Source organism: Sphingomonas sp. GW821-FHT09B04, from assembly GCF_059418285.1.
Genome location: NZ_JBWKPO010000005.1, coordinates 395,797 through 410,451 on the forward strand (window position 1 = coordinate 395,797; position 14,655 = coordinate 410,451).

General features: G+C 67.1%; 12 protein-coding genes. 8 read left to right on the top strand and 4 right to left on the bottom strand.

Features of this window, described 5'->3' with window-relative positions; genetic code table 11:
* Window positions 1–86: 86 nt before the first annotated feature.
* The 4 genes from AC07NK_RS17610 to AC07NK_RS17625 all read right to left on the bottom strand — a co-directional run bounded on the left by AC07NK_RS17610 (window position 87) and on the right by AC07NK_RS17625 (window position 4,594).
* On the bottom strand, window positions 87–2,540 hold the full coding sequence (locus AC07NK_RS17610) for a TonB-dependent receptor (protein WP_495171911.1): 2,454 nt from the start codon (window positions 2,538–2,540) through the stop codon (window positions 87–89).
* A 25-nt stretch (window positions 2,541–2,565) separates the two neighbouring features.
* On the bottom strand, window positions 2,566–3,528 hold the full coding sequence (locus tag AC07NK_RS17615; RefSeq protein ID WP_495171912.1) for a FecR family protein: 963 nt from the start codon (window positions 3,526–3,528) through the stop codon (window positions 2,566–2,568).
* Between the two features lie 33 nt (window positions 3,529–3,561).
* Window positions 3,562–4,077 (bottom strand): sigma-70 family RNA polymerase sigma factor, encoded by a 516-nt coding sequence (locus tag AC07NK_RS17620; RefSeq protein WP_495171913.1) that lies wholly within the window; start codon window positions 4,075–4,077, stop codon window positions 3,562–3,564.
* Between the two features lie 103 nt (window positions 4,078–4,180).
* Complete coding sequence (locus AC07NK_RS17625) at window positions 4,181–4,594, bottom strand: M23 family metallopeptidase (protein ID WP_495171914.1); 414 nt, start codon at window positions 4,592–4,594, stop codon at window positions 4,181–4,183.
* A 396-nt stretch (window positions 4,595–4,990) separates the two neighbouring features.
* Here AC07NK_RS17625 and AC07NK_RS17630 point away from each other — a divergent pair, with 396 nt between their 5' ends.
* From AC07NK_RS17630 to AC07NK_RS17665, 8 genes are read left to right on the top strand one after another with little or no spacing between them, the layout of a single operon-like run.
* Entirely contained in the window at window positions 4,991–5,803 is an 813-nt protein-coding gene (locus AC07NK_RS17630) for an aldolase/citrate lyase family protein (protein WP_495171915.1), read from the top strand.
* A 47-nt stretch (window positions 5,804–5,850) separates the two neighbouring features.
* Window positions 5,851–6,651: an inositol monophosphatase family protein gene (locus tag AC07NK_RS17635; RefSeq protein ID WP_495171916.1), complete on the top strand. Its 801-nt coding sequence runs from the start codon at window positions 5,851–5,853 to the stop codon at window positions 6,649–6,651.
* Window positions 6,648–8,501 carry a polysaccharide biosynthesis/export family protein gene (locus AC07NK_RS17640; RefSeq protein WP_495171917.1) on the top strand — a complete coding sequence of 618 codons (1,854 nt, stop codon included), beginning with the start codon at window positions 6,648–6,650 and terminating at the stop codon, window positions 8,499–8,501. The genes AC07NK_RS17635 and AC07NK_RS17640 overlap by 4 nt, the downstream gene beginning before the upstream one ends.
* Window positions 8,501–9,604: a capsule biosynthesis protein gene (locus AC07NK_RS17645; RefSeq protein WP_495171918.1), complete on the top strand. Its 1,104-nt coding sequence runs from the start codon at window positions 8,501–8,503 to the stop codon at window positions 9,602–9,604. The genes AC07NK_RS17640 and AC07NK_RS17645 overlap by 1 nt, the downstream gene beginning before the upstream one ends.
* Window positions 9,601–10,530 (top strand): glycosyltransferase family 2 protein, encoded by a 930-nt coding sequence (locus tag AC07NK_RS17650; RefSeq protein WP_495171919.1) that lies wholly within the window; start codon window positions 9,601–9,603, stop codon window positions 10,528–10,530. The genes AC07NK_RS17645 and AC07NK_RS17650 overlap by 4 nt, the downstream gene beginning before the upstream one ends.
* Window positions 10,527–11,819 carry a hypothetical protein gene (locus AC07NK_RS17655; protein ID WP_495171920.1) on the top strand — a complete coding sequence of 431 codons (1,293 nt, stop codon included), beginning with the start codon at window positions 10,527–10,529 and terminating at the stop codon, window positions 11,817–11,819. Before AC07NK_RS17650 ends, AC07NK_RS17655 begins: the two co-directional genes overlap by 4 nt.
* Window positions 11,816–12,829, top strand: a complete 1,014-nt coding sequence (locus tag AC07NK_RS17660) for an NAD-dependent epimerase/dehydratase family protein (RefSeq protein ID WP_495171921.1) — start codon at window positions 11,816–11,818, stop codon at window positions 12,827–12,829. Before AC07NK_RS17655 ends, AC07NK_RS17660 begins: the two co-directional genes overlap by 4 nt.
* Window positions 12,826–14,649: a thiamine pyrophosphate-binding protein gene (locus AC07NK_RS17665; RefSeq protein WP_495171922.1), complete on the top strand. Its 1,824-nt coding sequence runs from the start codon at window positions 12,826–12,828 to the stop codon at window positions 14,647–14,649. The genes AC07NK_RS17660 and AC07NK_RS17665 overlap by 4 nt, the downstream gene beginning before the upstream one ends.
* Window positions 14,650–14,655 lie beyond the last annotated feature (6 nt).

Consider the following 14,655-nt stretch of genomic DNA (forward strand, 5'->3'; position numbering starts at 1 on the left):
CCGGATTTCTCCCGGCGTCCGAGCGCGCCCCTACGCGCAAATGCTGCACTTGCCAACGGGGATCGCGAGGCCGGGCCTTGCAGCGGCTAGAAATTCCAGTCGAAGCCGATGCGGATGCTGCGCGGACGCAGCGGGGTGATCTGGTCGCGGTCGCGGATCAGGAAGGGCGAACCCAGCGCGAAGCGGTTGCCGCGCGAATCGAGCAAGTTAGTCAGCGTCAGGCTGATCCCGCGCCGGTCGTTGCCGATCCGCGCTTCCAGCCCGGTATCGACATAGTCGCCCTGCAACCGTTCAAGGATCGGTCCGACGCCCAGCGTGGATTGCCCGACATAGCGGACATGGCCATCCAGCTTGAACGAGTCGCCCGAGGTGAGTTCGGTGGTGTAGGCAAATCCCACGCGACCGGTCGCGTCGGCGACATTGGGCAGCCGGTCGGCCGGGATCGAGGGTACCCCCTCGATCGGCAGCACGACGAAGTCGCGGCGCGTGACGCTGCTGTCGTTGAGATAGACCGACGCGTCGATCTCGAGCCCGCGCATCGGGCGCCAGCGGCCCGCGACTCCCAGTGAGAACACTTCGCCATCGCCGATATTCGCGGTGGTGGGAAAACCGAAGCCATCGATCAGGTCTGCCTGAATGTGCTTCCAGTCGGTCCATGATCCGCTCACGGCGATATCGAACCTGTCCCCGATATAACGGCTGCCGGCTTCCAGCGTGGTCACCCGGTCGCCCTCGAAGCGCTGCACATAGTCCTGCCGAATGGCGATGCCACCCGGGCGGAAACCCTGCTGGAAGCGCGCGAACAGGGTGAGCTGATCATTTGGCCGCCACGCGAGCGCCGCCGATGGGAGGAACCGGGTTTCGCTGCGGCTGACGCGCGCACCGGGGTCATTGCGATAGGCGAGCGTCTCCAGCACGTCCTCTGAACGGCCCGAAAGACTGGCGTGTGTGAGCCGCGATCCAAGGGTCAGCGTCACGCGCGGCATCGGCTCGATCGTCGCCTCGCCGTACAGCGTCGCTTCGTCGACCTTGTTGGTAACCCCGGTCAGCGGCTGAAAGACTGCCATCGACCAGACATAGTCGCGGCTGGGGAAGGTCACGCTGCCCGAGCCCCCAACCTGGGCGCCACCCACGGGGGCCAGCGTGGGGGCGATGTCCATTCGGCGCTCGACGCGCGCGTTGTTGCGGAGGAGGCTCGCGGCGAGCAGCCAGCCGGTGCCGTCCGGCCCGCGCTTTGCGAGCCGCGTTTCGAAGGTGAGCATCGAGACTCGGTTGGCCTGCGAATAGCCGGTGCCGGGCGCATCCGCCTTGGGCTGCACGTCCGGCATGCCGACGTCGGCCAGCGCCTGCCCTTCGAACATCTCGAAGACATATTGCCGGGCATAGCCGAGCGAGGAGGTCAGCTCGAGATCGTCCCAGCGCTTGCGGACGACGAAGTCCGCCAGCCAATAGTCGCTGCGGAACGGCTGCGCGATGCTGCCGTTCCGGGCCAGCTCCCCCGCGCCGCGCTCGGCATATTGGCTGTCGTCGCCGCGAATCTTCTGGCCGACACCGGTCAGGTCGAGCAGCCAGCCGTCCCCGGCATCGAACCGCAGCGCGCCGCGTCCGCCGATCGTCCGCACGCGGTTCACATCGCGCAGGCCGCGGCCAATATCGTCGATATAGCCGCCCTCGACCGAGCCGAAGGCAAGTCCCCGGAACGCAAGCTTGTCGTCGATCAGCGGCACGTTGACGATTGCGCCGCCATCGATCGAAGGCTGCCCATGCTGCACGCCGGTGATGCCGCCCCAGATCGCAGCCTCGCTCGCGCGCAAATTGGGCGCGCGCGGTACGATGCGGACCACCCCGCCCAGCGATCCAGCGCCATAGAGGGTGCCCTGTGGACCCTCCAGCACCTCGATGCTCTGGACGTCGTAGAGGCGCAGATTGGGATCCGGCGCGCTGTAGGTGATGCGGCTGTTGCCCCAATATTGCCCGACGGTCGCCTGAGTGGGGCCGACGAAGCTCGAATCGGCGATGCCGCGCACGAACAGCTTGTTGCGGCCGGGGCCGAGATGGGTCGAGACGACGCTTGCGATGCGCGTCTCGATCGCGGCGGTGCCTTGCAGCCCGTCCGCCGCAGACAGGCTGTCGCCGTTGATGATCTGGACTCCGCCGGGATAGGCGCCCAGCGGAATGTCGCGTTTAGTGGCGGTGACGACCACTTCGATCGGTGCTTCGGGTGCGGGTGGCGCCGGCTCGGCGCGTGGAGGTGCCGGGCGCGGAGCGGGTCTTGCGACCACGGTCGCGCGTTCGATCAGATATGTGGCCGCCGCTACCTGCCGCGCGCGCGCGCCGGTGCCCCGCAGGGCGCGCTCGAGCGCTGCAGCCGCGGTCAGTTTGCCGCGCACCGCGTTGACGCGCACGCCGGCCAGCGCAGGGTCGCGGAAACCGATGCTTGCGCCCGATTGTTTGCTGAGCAGGCGCACCGCGGCGTCGAGGCGCATTTCGGGCAGGCGAACGTCGGCCGTCCGCTCCTGCGCGAGTGCAGGAGACGCCATCAGGATTGGGATCAGGGCCAGGGGGCTAGGGCGGAGAACCATTGGCAGGTGACATTACCCATCCTTTTCCATGTGCGGTGAACCGCACGCCCAGCAGCGGCGCTGCGCGTGCCAGCACGTCCTCCGCACTTCCGTTGAGCATCAGCGAACCCGTATAGGGCGCGAATCCGCCGCCCTTGACCTCTACCGTCCGCCCGAGATTGCGCGTCAGATCCTGCGCGATCCGGTCGAGCGGCGCACGGTCGTAATAGAGCGCGCCCGAACGCCAGCCGCCGACATTCTGCGGGCTGGCCTTGCGCAGGACCGGAAGCGCGCCGGTGCGGGAGCGCGACAATCCGTCGCCCGGATCGAGCCGCACCTGACCGGCACCGGGCTGATAGATCACCGCGCCTTCGGCCACCTCGACGTCCAGCGCGCCATTACCCTCGGCGATGACGTTGAACACGGTGCCCGCGTCGAGCAGTTTCGTATTGCCGGTGACGACGAGGAACGGATTGGCCTCGTCATGCCTGACCTCGAACAGCGCCTCGCCCTGCGCCAGCTCGACATGGCGCGGCTTGTCGCGGTCGATGGTGATGCGGGTGTTGCCGTTGAGGATGATCCGTGACCCGTCAGCCAGGTCGATGGTGCGGTGCTCGCCCGGTGCGGTCGCGATCTGCTCGGGTGAATGACCGCGATCGATCAGGCCCCAGCCAGTGACCGCCGCTACAGCAGCCGCTACCGCAGCGCCGGCGAACCAGCGGCGGCGGGGCGGACGATAGCCCGAGTCCGGCTCGGGCTGCCAGGCGGGAATTGGTTTCGTGGCAAGCAGTTCGGCGGCTTCATCGGCCTGCGCGAGCGCCGTCTCATAGGCGTCGAGGTGCGCGGGCGATTCTTCCAGCCACTGCGTGAAGGCATCCCAGTCGGAAAAGCCCGGATCGCTCGCGCGGATCGCCCACAGGCGCGCGGTCTCGGCGATCTCGGGCGTCGGCAGGGCGTTCGATTCCATCGTCATATCGCCCTCATGACGGACTCGTGCCGCTCAATCCGCATCGAATGCCGCCTTCAGTTGTGCGAGCGCGCGATACGCCTTCTGCAGATCCTTCTCCACCGAGCTCAGGCTGACCCCCAGTTCGCGCGCGATCACCGCCTGACCGACCCCGTCGAGCCGGTAGCGGCGGAAGACATGATCCGCGCGCGGCCCCAGCTCCGCCAGTGCAGTCTCGACCCGGCGCAACTGCTCGCGTGCGATCAGCGACCGTTCGCCTTTGGGCGCTTCGGACTCGGGCACGCTGACCTCGTGCCATTCCTGCTGACGCCGCGCACGGCTCACGCTCGAGCGGCGGCGGTCGCGCATCAGATTCTCGGCGGCGCGGAACAGGTAGGACACCGAATCGGCGATCGGCTCGCTCGGTGCCGCGGCGACGCGCTGCCACAGGTCCTGCAGCACGTCCTCCGCCTCGTCCCCCGCACCGCGCGCGGACAGGAAGCGCAACAACCGCCCGCGCTCGTTCAGGATCACGCGCTGGAGTCCGCTGACCGCGTCGTCCGAAGTCATGGCTGCCCGGTACCTTTGTTGCGAACGGAATGCGAATCCGCTCCCGGTGACAGGAGCAGAGTGCAGGTCGAGCATCGGGTCTTCAAGGGACGCGAGCGTGTCGTCAAGGCTCAGATCCGCGCTCCTGCGGCTGGCGCGCCATCCGGGCGCGGGAAAACGCGGACTGGTGCGTTTCCGCCGGTGCGATGGCGGGCGAGCGCGTTGGCATCACTGCCCCGCCCAGATGCGGCAGCGGATCGAGTGCCCGGCCATCGGCGCGCAGTTCGAAATGAAGGTGGCTTCCCGTCGAGCGTCCGGTCGATCCCATCAGCGCGACCGTATCGCCGCGCGCCACCGGCGTGCCGGCGGAGACCAATATGCGCTCCAGATGCCCGTAACGCGTCGTGAGGCCATCGGCATGCGCGATTTCGACCAGATTGCCATAGCCGCCTGCGCGCCCGGCGAAGCGGACCACGCCGCCATCCGCGGCCTGCACCGGGGTTCCGGCCCGGCCGGGAATGTCGATGCCATAGTGCATCCGCGCAGCGCGATGGAATGGATCGGCGCGGCGTCCGAAGCGGGAGGAAATGTGCGGCAATACCGCCGGCGCGTCTATTTTGGGGGCCGACGCGCCGGCGGCTGGACCGGGGGCGAACCACGGCCGCGTCGCTATCCATGCGCGAAAGATTGGGCCGTTCGCGCGGGGCAGCTCAGCGATGTCCGGCCCGATGACTTCCGCGCTCGCTAGCAAAGAGAGCGCCAAAGGCATCGCGGGGGTGAGAAAACCGGGCATCGCCCGAAAGACGAAGCGGCGCCGGGAATCCCGTACCGTCCGCGGTGAATATTTTCTCTGTCCCCGAAACTTGCGGAATGTGGCGCCGCGCTCCGTCTCGGCAAGCATCAGTAAGTGCTTTGCAGTTGAGGAGACTCGCCCATGAATTCCGCCGAACGTCGCATGCTGGACATGCTGAAAAAGGGCCGGGACCACTATGGCGTCGTCGCCGTCAAGGCTGAGTTCGAGGCAGAGGGAACGCGCCCTGACGAGCTGCTTCGTCTGCTCGAACTCACCCGCCGCGCCGACCTCAAGGTCGCGCTCAAGATCGGCGGGTGCGAGGCGGTGTCGGATCTGCTCGCCTCCCGGCTCTATGGTGTCGACCATGTCATCGCCCCGATGATCGAGACCCGCTACGCGCTGTCCAAATATATCGACGCCAAGAACAAGACCTATGGCGAGGATGCCGGCGGTACCCAGTTCCTGTTCAACCTTGAGACCGAGGCGACGCTCGGCAATCTCGAATCGATGCTCCCGCTCGCTGCGGCCGGCGTCGATGGGATCGTCTTCGGCCGCGTCGACTTTACCTTGTCGCGCGGACTCCCGCGCAAAGCGGTCAACACGCGTGAGATTACCGATGCGGTGCTGATCGCGGCACAGGCCTGCGCCGACAACGACCTTGAGCTGGTCGTCGGCGGATCGGTCGCGCCCGAGGCGGTGCCGGCGCTGCGCGAGATCCGCCGCATCCGGCTCGATCGCTTTGAGACGCGCAAGATCGTGTTCGACGGCGCCGCCGCCGATGCCTCTGACATCGATGCGGGCATCGCCAATGCGGTCGCGTTCGAGCTGGCCTGGCTCGAGAACAAGCGCGATTATTACCGCAGTGCGGCCGAGGAGGATTCGGCGCGCATCCGCATGATGCAGGAGCGCGCAGGCACCCCGGCGTCCGCAAAGCTGGCCAGCGTGGCGGCCTGAAACTCATGCCGCTGCAGAATTCGTTAAACGACACCGTTTCCACGCTGATGCGCAGCGTTGCCGCGCAAGAAGTGATGCCGCGCTTTCGTGCGCTTGCGGCGCATGAGATCGTCGAGAAAAGCCCGGGCGAGGTGGTGACGACAGCCGACCGCGAATCCGAACTGCGGTTGAGCGAAGGTCTTGCCGCGCTCAACCTTGGCGCGCGGATCGTAGGCGAGGAAGCGTCGTCGCGCGATCCCGCGCTGCTCGACGGGGTGGGCGAGGGACTGGTGTGGCTGATCGACCCGGTCGACGGCACCGCCAATTTCGCGGCGGGCCACGGCCCGTTCGGGATGATGGTGGCGCTGGTCGAGGATGGTCAGCCGATCGCCGGCTGGATGCTCGATCCGCAGAGCGGGCGGATGTGCCATGCCGAGCGCGGCAAGGGCGCAACCTGCGACGGTGTGCGTGTCCATTCCCGCACCAGCGGCAGCAGCCGCCCCGTTGCGGCGCTGGCGACCCAGTTCATGGGCGCCGCGCGGCGCGAGCGGGTTCATGCTTCGGCGCGCCGTCGCTTCGCGCAGGTCCCGATCCCGCGTTGCGCCGCCGAAAGCTATCCGCGCCTCGTGCTCGGCAGCAACGATGTCGCACTGTTCCAGCGTATCCTGCCCTGGGATCATGCCCCCGGCGTGCTGTTCCTGACCGAGGCGGGCGGACACGCGACCCATTGGGATCGCACGACCTATCGCGTGGGTGGAGATGGGGCAGGGCTGCTCGCCGCCGCCGATGCGCAGCATTGGGACGCGGCGGCGGAACTGCTGCTCGTGCCGGGCGGCGCGCTGATCGACATGGAAACCCGTGCAGCATGAAGCATTCCCGTAACCTGTTCGCCACGGCCTGTGCCGTGGCGCTGCTTCTGCCCATGCCTGTGCTCGCCCAGCTTGCTTCGCCCGTCGCGGCGGGGGGACAGCGCAGCGATGCGCCGACCACCGGCACCCCGCAGATCGCTGTGCCCAAGGCCGAGATTACGCCCTATCGCCCCCAGACGATCGAGGGGCCGCCTGTCGATGTCGCGGCTCCGGAGCCTGAAGCAAAGGCTCCGCGTCCCGTGCCGCGTCCGGCCAGCGAATATGAGCGTTTCGTCTCCGAAGTCGCGGGCAAACCGCTGCGCCGCTTCGGCACCGAATTGCTGCTGCCCGAGGCAAAGGGGTTTGCGGTCCCGCCCATCGCCGCGGTTCCCGCCGACTATCGCCTTAATCCGGGCGACGAATTGCTGCTCGGCCTCACCGGATCGGTGCAGGCATCGGGGTTGCGGCTCACGGTCGATCCCGAAGGCCGCGTCTTCATCCCCCGCGTCGGCGCGATCCGCGTCGGCGGGGTGCGCTATGGCGATGTCCATGGCGTGATCGAGCGCCAGGTCGCGCGGCAATATCGCGGCTTCACGCTTGAGGTCGCGGTGGGCAAATTGCGTGGTGTCACCGTCTATGTCACCGGCTTCGCAGCGAAGCCCGGCGCCTATACCGTCGGCAGCCTCTCGACGCTGGTGAACGCCGTCCTCGCTGCGGGCGGTCCGGCAGAGGGCGGCAGCTTCCGCTCGGTCCAGTTGCGTCGTGGCGGCAAACTGGTGTCCGACTTCGATCTCTATGACCTTCTGTTGCGCGGTGACCGCAGCGGCGATGCGGTGCTGCAGAATGGCGACGTGCTCTTCATCGCCCCGGCGGGCGATCAGGTCGCGGTGATCGGCAGCGTCAACCGCGAGGCGATTTTCGAGATCGCGCCCGGCGAGACCTTGTCGGACACATTGCTCTATGCTGGCGGGATCAGCACGATCGCCGACGGCACGCGCCTGATGATGCTCGACTCGCTCGCGCGCTCCGCCACCGGCTGGACCGAGGTGAGTGCCGCCGACGCATCGGCGCGCAAGGCGCAGCGGGGCGATGTGCTGCGCGTCCTTTCCAACGTTGATCTCGCCCGCCCCATGGGACAGCAATCCGTGCTGGTGACGATCAGCGGCGAGGTCGGGAAGCCCGGCCGCTATTACTTCAAGCCGGGCACCAGCCTCAATGAAGTGGTCGCGGCGGCGGGTGGCCTGACTTCGCACGCATTTCCCTATGCCAGTGTCATCACGCGCGAGAGCGTGAAGCAGCAGCAGCGCAAGAGCTTCGATCGTGCGATCGAGGATGTCGAGCTGCTGCTCACCGCTCAGCCGGTCACCTCCGTCAACCGCGCGGCGCTGGTCCAGCCGGCCAACCTCTCGCTGGTCAAGTCGGTGGTCGAACAGCTGCGCAAGCGCGAGCCGACCGGGCGACTGGTGTTCAACCTGCCCGTCGATGCCCTCACATTGCCCGGCGACCTGATCCTCGAAAACAACGATACGGTCTTCGTGCCGCAGCGGCCGGTGACGGTCGGCGTGTTCGGCGCGGTGCCGAGCCCGGCGTCCTTCGCGTGGCGTTCGGGCGGCACGGTCGGCGACTATGTGACTTCGGCGGGCGGCGTTCAGAAGCTCGGCGACAAGGGCGAGATCTTCGTGGTCCGCGCCAACGGCACTGTGGTGACCGACGGCAAGCGCGTGCTGCGCGCGCCGGCGCTGCCGGGCGACCTCATCTACGTGCCGATCGAGGCCAATCGCGGCGAGTTCTGGGCGCGGTTGCGCGACATCACGGGCAGCCTGTTCAGCGGCTTCATCGGTGCCGCCTCGGCCAAGTCGCTCTTCGACTGATGCGGATCCAGCAACTCTCCGCGTGGATCGCCGATCCGCGCCGCCGCCGCATCGCCTATGCGGTGCTTGTGCTCGTGCTGGCGGTGCTGTGCATCGTCCCGCGCCCTTATGTGGCGCGCGCCAAGGTTGTGCCGCAGGATAGCAGCAGCATCGGACTTGGTTCGATGACCAACGCCGTGGGCGGCCAGGCGCAGGGCTTCGCGGCCCTGCTCGGCGGGGTGAAGACTCCGGTCGATCTCTACCTCGCCATCGGGCGCGGCACCGAGGTGACCGACAGCGTGATCGCGCGCATGAACCTCGTCGGCCCGGACGCTTATCCCAGCGTCAGTAAGGCACGGCTCGCGCTCGCCAAGCGGGTGGACATCCACTCGCTCACCGGCGGCATCGTCGAGGTCGAGGTGCGCACGCACGATCCCGTCTTCGCGCAGCAACTCACCCAGACCTATGTCCGTGCGATCAGCGACCGGCTGACTGCGCTCGGCGAGGATCGGGTAAAGCGCAAGCAGGCGGTGGTGGAACGGCGCTTCAAGGAAGCCGCGGGCAGGGTGATCGCGGCGGAGAGCGCGCTCGGCGAGTTTCGTCGTCGCAACAACCTCGCCGCTCCCGAAGCCCAGCTCGGCTCGGCGCTGTCGCTGCGGGCGGGACTTGAGGCGCAGCTTCAGGCCAAGCTGGTCGAACTCAGCACGCTCGAGCAATTCCAGGGGCCGGAAAATCCGCAGCTGATGGCGGTCCGTGCCGAGGTCGCGCAGCTGCGCACCCAGATTGGGCAGAGCAGCCGTCCGGACACCGGACCCGCCGGCCCGAACGTCGCCGGCCTCACCGAAGTCTCGGGCGAGTATCTCAACCTCTACCGCGACTATCGCTTCGCGCAGGCGCTGTACGAGGTCTATGCGCGTTCCTCGGAAGAAGTGGCGGTCGAGACGCTGGCGGCCGAGACCGCGACCGATGTCCAGATCGTCGAAGCGCCGCGCCTCGACGACGACCGCAAGCTCAACATCTCCGCCATCGCCTTGCTTGCGCTGGTGATCGCGCTTGCGTTGTTCACCGAGGTCTACGCCCCCGCAACCGGCATCCGCTTGTGGCCGCGCCGGGCAGAGCCATGAGTGCCGCGCCAGAATTGTCGATCGTCATTCCCTGCTTCAACGAGGCGGAGAATGTGCGGAACATCGTCGCCGCGGTCACAGCAGCGGCGGGAGCGTGCACCGCGAGCCATGAGATCATCCTGATCGATAATGACTCGACCGACGGCACCCGCGACATCATGCGCGACCTGTGCGCCGCCGATCCGCGGGTGCGGGCGATCCTCAACAACCGCAATTACGGCCAGATGCGTTCGCCGACCTATGGCATCTATCAGGCCAACGGCGCGGCGGTGATCGGGATGTGTGCCGATTTTCAGGATCCGCCCGCGATGATCGCCACCTTCGTGGCGCAATGGCGGGCAGGGGCGCAAATCGTCCTTGCCCAGCGCCGCTCGGAGCGCACCTCGCTGCTGCTCGGCCTCGCGCGCAAGCACGGCTATCGCTTCCTCGCCCGCTTCGGTGACCACCCCGTCGTCCCCGGCGCAACCGGCTTCGGGCTGTTCGACCGCAAGGTGGTCGACACGCTCGCCCGCTGGAACGAACCCGAGCCCTTCTTCCGCGCGATGCTCGTTGAAAGCGGTTTCCGCCTTGCCGTCGTGCCCTTCGACCGCCCCGAGCGTGCGGCGGGGGAGAGCAAGAACGACTTTGCCGCGCTCTTCTCCTTCGCGTTGTCGGGCCTTGCCGGTTCCGCCAAGTCGCTGCTGCGGCTGCCGGTGATCCTGTCCTTCTGGGCGGGCGGTGCGGCAATCGCGCTGCTGCTCGCCGCTTTCGTTGCGGCCTTGTTCGACGGCCCCGGGCTTGGCCTGCTCGCGGGATCGGTGGTGACCGGCATGTTCGCGATCCTGCTGCTGTTCCTCGGCCTGATCGGCGAGCAGGTGCGGCTGATCTCCGAACGCACGCGCGGCGTTCCGCTGGTGATCGAGGCCGAGCGGATCAACTTTCCGTGAGGCGTCACCTCCGTCTGCTCCCCGAGGTCCTGCTTGCCGTCGCGGTGCTGGCGAGCCTTGCCGCGACCGCGGTCTTCTTTCAGCGCAACGGCTATTTGCCCCAGCCCTTTGTGTTCGACACCAACGACACATTCATGGACTGGTTCAACACCGCCTATTGGGCGAATAATCCCGGCGCGTACGATGTGTGGCGGACGATCTACCCGCCGCTGTCCTTCGTCTTCCTCGATACGTTCAGTCTGTCGGGCTGCTATCTCCAGTCGCCCTTCCACGCGCGCGACTGCGACTGGCTCGGCCGCGCGACGATCTACGCCTTCTACCTGATCAACATCGTGCTCGTCTGGTTCAGCTTGCGCCGCATCGATCGCGCCACAGCCCCGATGCGTACCATCGCCCTGGCGCTTGGGCTTCCGCTCCTGTTCACCCTGGAACGGGGCAATTTGATCCTCATCGGTTTCGCCTGCTTCATCCTCGCGCACGGCCCGTTGCTGCGTCAGGGATGGGGCAGGGCGCTGGCCGCCGCCGCGACGATCAACTTCAAGCCCTATCTCCTGCTTCCGGTGCTCGCCCATGCGGTGAAGCGCGAATGGCGCCCGCTCGAACTGACCGGCATCGCCACCGTCCTGCTCTACCTCGTCACCCTCGCCATGGTCGGTGGCGGTACCCCGGGCGAGATCGCTTCCAACACCGCCAACTGGGTGGTGTTCCAGAGCGGGCAGGTGTGGAACGAGATCAACTATTCGACCAGCTACGCTCCGCTGATGCTGGTGCAGAAGGCGCCGATTCCGCTGCTCCAGTTCGTGCCGTCGCAGACGGTCGACACGATTATCCTTGCCGCCTCCGTCGTGATCCGCGCGACACAGGGCATCGCGCTCGTCGCCTTGCTCGCCGCATGGGTTCAGCCCGGCGCGGTTTCGCGCGAACGCATCGCCGCACTCCTCCTCGGCGCGTACCTCGTCACCCAGTCGCCCGGCGGCTACACGCAGGTGTTCCTCATCTTCCTCGTCTTCCTCGAGCCCTGGCGGCGCCGCGGCCCGATCGTCGCACTCACCTGCGCGTACCTGCTCAGCCTCGTCGGCGACGTGTCGCTCTCGACGATCCTTGAGCTGTCGACGCCGAGCTGGCTCAGTGGCCGCCCGGTCGAGCCCGAGTTCGGCCTCACCATGGGGCATTTCGTTCGCCCCGGCGTGATCGCGCTGCTGGTCTGGGCATTGGCGCTCGATACGATCGCGCAGAGTATCCGTGCCCATCGCGGCCGGCGTCCCGTCCTCGGACTCGCCCCCGCATGATCCTCGATCATGACCTTGCCGCGGTGAACGCCGCGCTCGCCCCGCTCTGGCCGCGCCTCAACGGCGCGCGCATCTTCATGACCGGCGGCACCGGCTTCATCGGTCGCTGGATGCTCGAAGCGCTCGCCCGCGCCGATATCGATGTCGAAGTCGTGGTGCTGACCCGTGATCCCGTCGCCTTCGCCGATCGCGCGCCGCACCTTGCCGAACGCCTCACCCTGCTGCCCGGCGACGTGATGAATTTCGAGCCGCCCAAGGGGGCGTTCACCCATATCGTCCACGCCGCGACCGACGCCAGCGCCGCGCTCAACGCGCGCGATCCGCTGCGCATGTTCGATACGATCGTCACCGGTACCCGACGCACGCTCGACTTCGCGCGCACCAGCGGGACGGGGCGGGTGCTCTATCTCAGCTCCGGCGCGGTCTATGGTGCCCAGCCGCCGGCGGTTACGCATGTTGCCGAAGATTGGCACGGCGGCCCCGATCCGTGCGATCCCCGCTCCGCCTATGGCGAAGGCAAGCGCGCCGCCGAAATGCTGTGCGCGATCTATGCCCGCCAGTTCGGGGTTCAGCTGGTCAACGCGCGCATCTTCGCGCTGCTCGGGCCGCTACTCTCGCTCGACATCCATTTCGCCGCGGGCAATTTCATCCGCGACGCGATGGCCGGCGCGACGATCCGGGTCGAAGGTTCGGGACAGGCGGTCCGCTCCTACCTCTACGCCGCCGATCTCACCACCTGGCTCTGGACGCTGCTGCTCAACGGCAAGTCGGGTGAGACCTATAATCTCGGCTCGGAGGAGGCGGTCTCGATCGCCGATCTCGCGCGCCGCACCGCCGCGATCCTCGGCGGTCCCGGCGTCGAGATCCTCGGCCGCCCCGATCCCGGCTGGAACCCCGGCCGCTACGTTCCCTCGACCGCAAAGGTCCGCCGCGACCTCGGCCTCGTCCCCACCGTCGACCTCGACGAGGCGATCCGCCGCACCGCGCTTCACAACGGATGGACTCCATGACTCTTGTAAAGCTTTCCGACTGGGTCGCAAACACGCTGGCGCAGCGCGGTATCCGCGACGTGTTCATGCTGACCGGGGGCGGGGCGATGCACCTCAACCACTCGCTCGGCACGCATCCGGAGCTGAAGACGACCTTCACCCATCACGAGCAGGCACTGGCGATGGCGGCGGAGGCCTATTACCGCCTCACCAACCGGCTCGCCGTGGTCAACGTGACCTCCGGCCCCGGCGGGACCAACGCGATCACCGGCGTCTATGGCGCCTATGTCGACTCGATCGGGATGCTGGTGATCTCGGGTCAGGTGAAGACCGAGACCACCGTCCGTCATACCGGCCTGCCGCTTCGCCAGTTCGGCGATCAGGAGCTGGATATCGAGGAGCTGGTCCGCCCGGTCACGAAATACGCGACGATGGTCACCGATCCGCGCTCGATCCGCTACCATCTGGAAAAGGCGATCCACCTCGCCACCACCGGCCGTCCCGGCCCGGTATGGCTCGATATCCCGCTCGACGTGCAGGCGACGAAGATCGATCCCGACGATCTGCTCCCCGGCTTCGACCCGGCCGAACTGGATCAGCCGTGGCAGGCAGCTGATCTCGATGCGACCGCTGATGCGATCCTGACCAAGCTCGCTGCCGCACAAAGGCCGGTGGTGTTCGCGGGCGGCGGCGTGCGACTTTCCGGCGCCTATGCCGATTTCCTCAAGCTGATCGAGAAGCTCGGCATTCCTGTCGTCACCGGTTGGAACGCGCATGACGTGCTGTGGAACGATCATCCGCTCTATTGCGGGCGGCCCGGAACGGTGGGTGATCGCGGCGGCAACATGGTCACGCAGAGCGCCGATCTGCTGCTGATCCTCGGCAGCCGTCTCAACATCCGTCAGGTCAGCTACAATTGGAAGAGCTTCGCGCGGGAGGCGTACAAGATCTGGGTCGATATCGACCCCGTCGAGCTGGCCAAGCCAACCGTCATCCCCGACATGCCGGTGGTTGCCGACCTCGGGGCGCTGATCCCGACGTTGCTGGCGCGTCCCTATGCCGGATCGACGCCGGCGCATGACGAATGGCTGGAATGGTCGCGGGAGCGCGTGTTCAACTTCCCGGCGGTGCTTCCCGAATATCGCCACCACGGCCCCAGCATCCATCCCTATGTCGCGATGGACGAACTGTTCGCGCAGCTCGACGAGGATGACGTCGTCGTCACCGGCAACGGCAGCGCCTGCGTCGTCAGCTTCCAGACCGCGAATTTGAAGCAGGGCCAGCGGCTGTGGACCAATTCGGGCTGCGCGACGATGGGCTATGACCTACCCGCCGCGATTGGCGTCTGGGCCGCCACCAATGGCGAGAAGCGCATCATCGCCATCGCCGGCGACGGCAGCATCATGATGAACATTCAGGAGCTGCAAACCATCGCCGGCTACAACATGCCGGTGAAGGTCTTCCTCGTGAACAACAGCGGCTATGTCTCGATCTTCCAGACGCATCGCAACTTCTTCAACGGGGTCGAGGTCGGCGGCGGGCCCAAGAGCAATGTCACCTTCCCCGATTTCGGCAAGGTCGCGACGGCGTTCGGCTTCGCCTATTTCCGCGCGGAATCGCACAACGACCTCCCCGGCACGGTCGCCGCTGCACTTGCTGCCGACGGTCCGGTGCTGTGCGAGCTGATCATCGACGAGCATGTCGGCTTCGCGCCCAAGCTCGGTGCGAAGGCCCATCCTGACGGACGGATCACGTCACCCGCGCTGGAAGATCTGTCGCCTTTCCTGCCTCGCGACGTGCTGGCGGCGAACATGCGGATTCCGCTGATGGAGGAATCGTGATGGTCG

Bases quoted from the DNA above. Each gene is read 5' to 3' on its own strand.
- AC07NK_RS17625 (WP_495171914.1), bottom strand. From the start codon at position 4,594: ATGCACTATGGCATCGACATTCCCGGCCGGGCCGGAACCCCGGTGCAG.
- AC07NK_RS17645 (WP_495171918.1), top strand. From the start codon at position 8,501: ATGCGGATCCAGCAACTCTCCGCGTGGATCGCCGATCCGCGCCGCCGC.
- AC07NK_RS17660 (WP_495171921.1), top strand. From the start codon at position 11,816: ATGATCCTCGATCATGACCTTGCCGCGGTGAACGCCGCGCTCGCCCCG.
- AC07NK_RS17650 (WP_495171919.1), top strand. From the start codon at position 9,601: ATGAGTGCCGCGCCAGAATTGTCGATCGTCATTCCCTGCTTCAACGAG.
- AC07NK_RS17610 (WP_495171911.1), bottom strand. From the start codon at position 2,540: ATGGCGTCTCCTGCACTCGCGCAGGAGCGGACGGCCGACGTTCGCCTG.
- AC07NK_RS17640 (WP_495171917.1), top strand. From the start codon at position 6,648: ATGAAGCATTCCCGTAACCTGTTCGCCACGGCCTGTGCCGTGGCGCTG.
- AC07NK_RS17615 (WP_495171912.1), bottom strand. From the start codon at position 3,528: ATGGAATCGAACGCCCTGCCGACGCCCGAGATCGCCGAGACCGCGCGC.
- AC07NK_RS17665 (WP_495171922.1), top strand. From the start codon at position 12,826: ATGACTCTTGTAAAGCTTTCCGACTGGGTCGCAAACACGCTGGCGCAG.
- AC07NK_RS17635 (WP_495171916.1), top strand. From the start codon at position 5,851: ATGCGCAGCGTTGCCGCGCAAGAAGTGATGCCGCGCTTTCGTGCGCTT.
- AC07NK_RS17630 (WP_495171915.1), top strand. From the start codon at position 4,991: ATGAATTCCGCCGAACGTCGCATGCTGGACATGCTGAAAAAGGGCCGG.
- AC07NK_RS17620 (WP_495171913.1), bottom strand. From the start codon at position 4,077: ATGACTTCGGACGACGCGGTCAGCGGACTCCAGCGCGTGATCCTGAAC.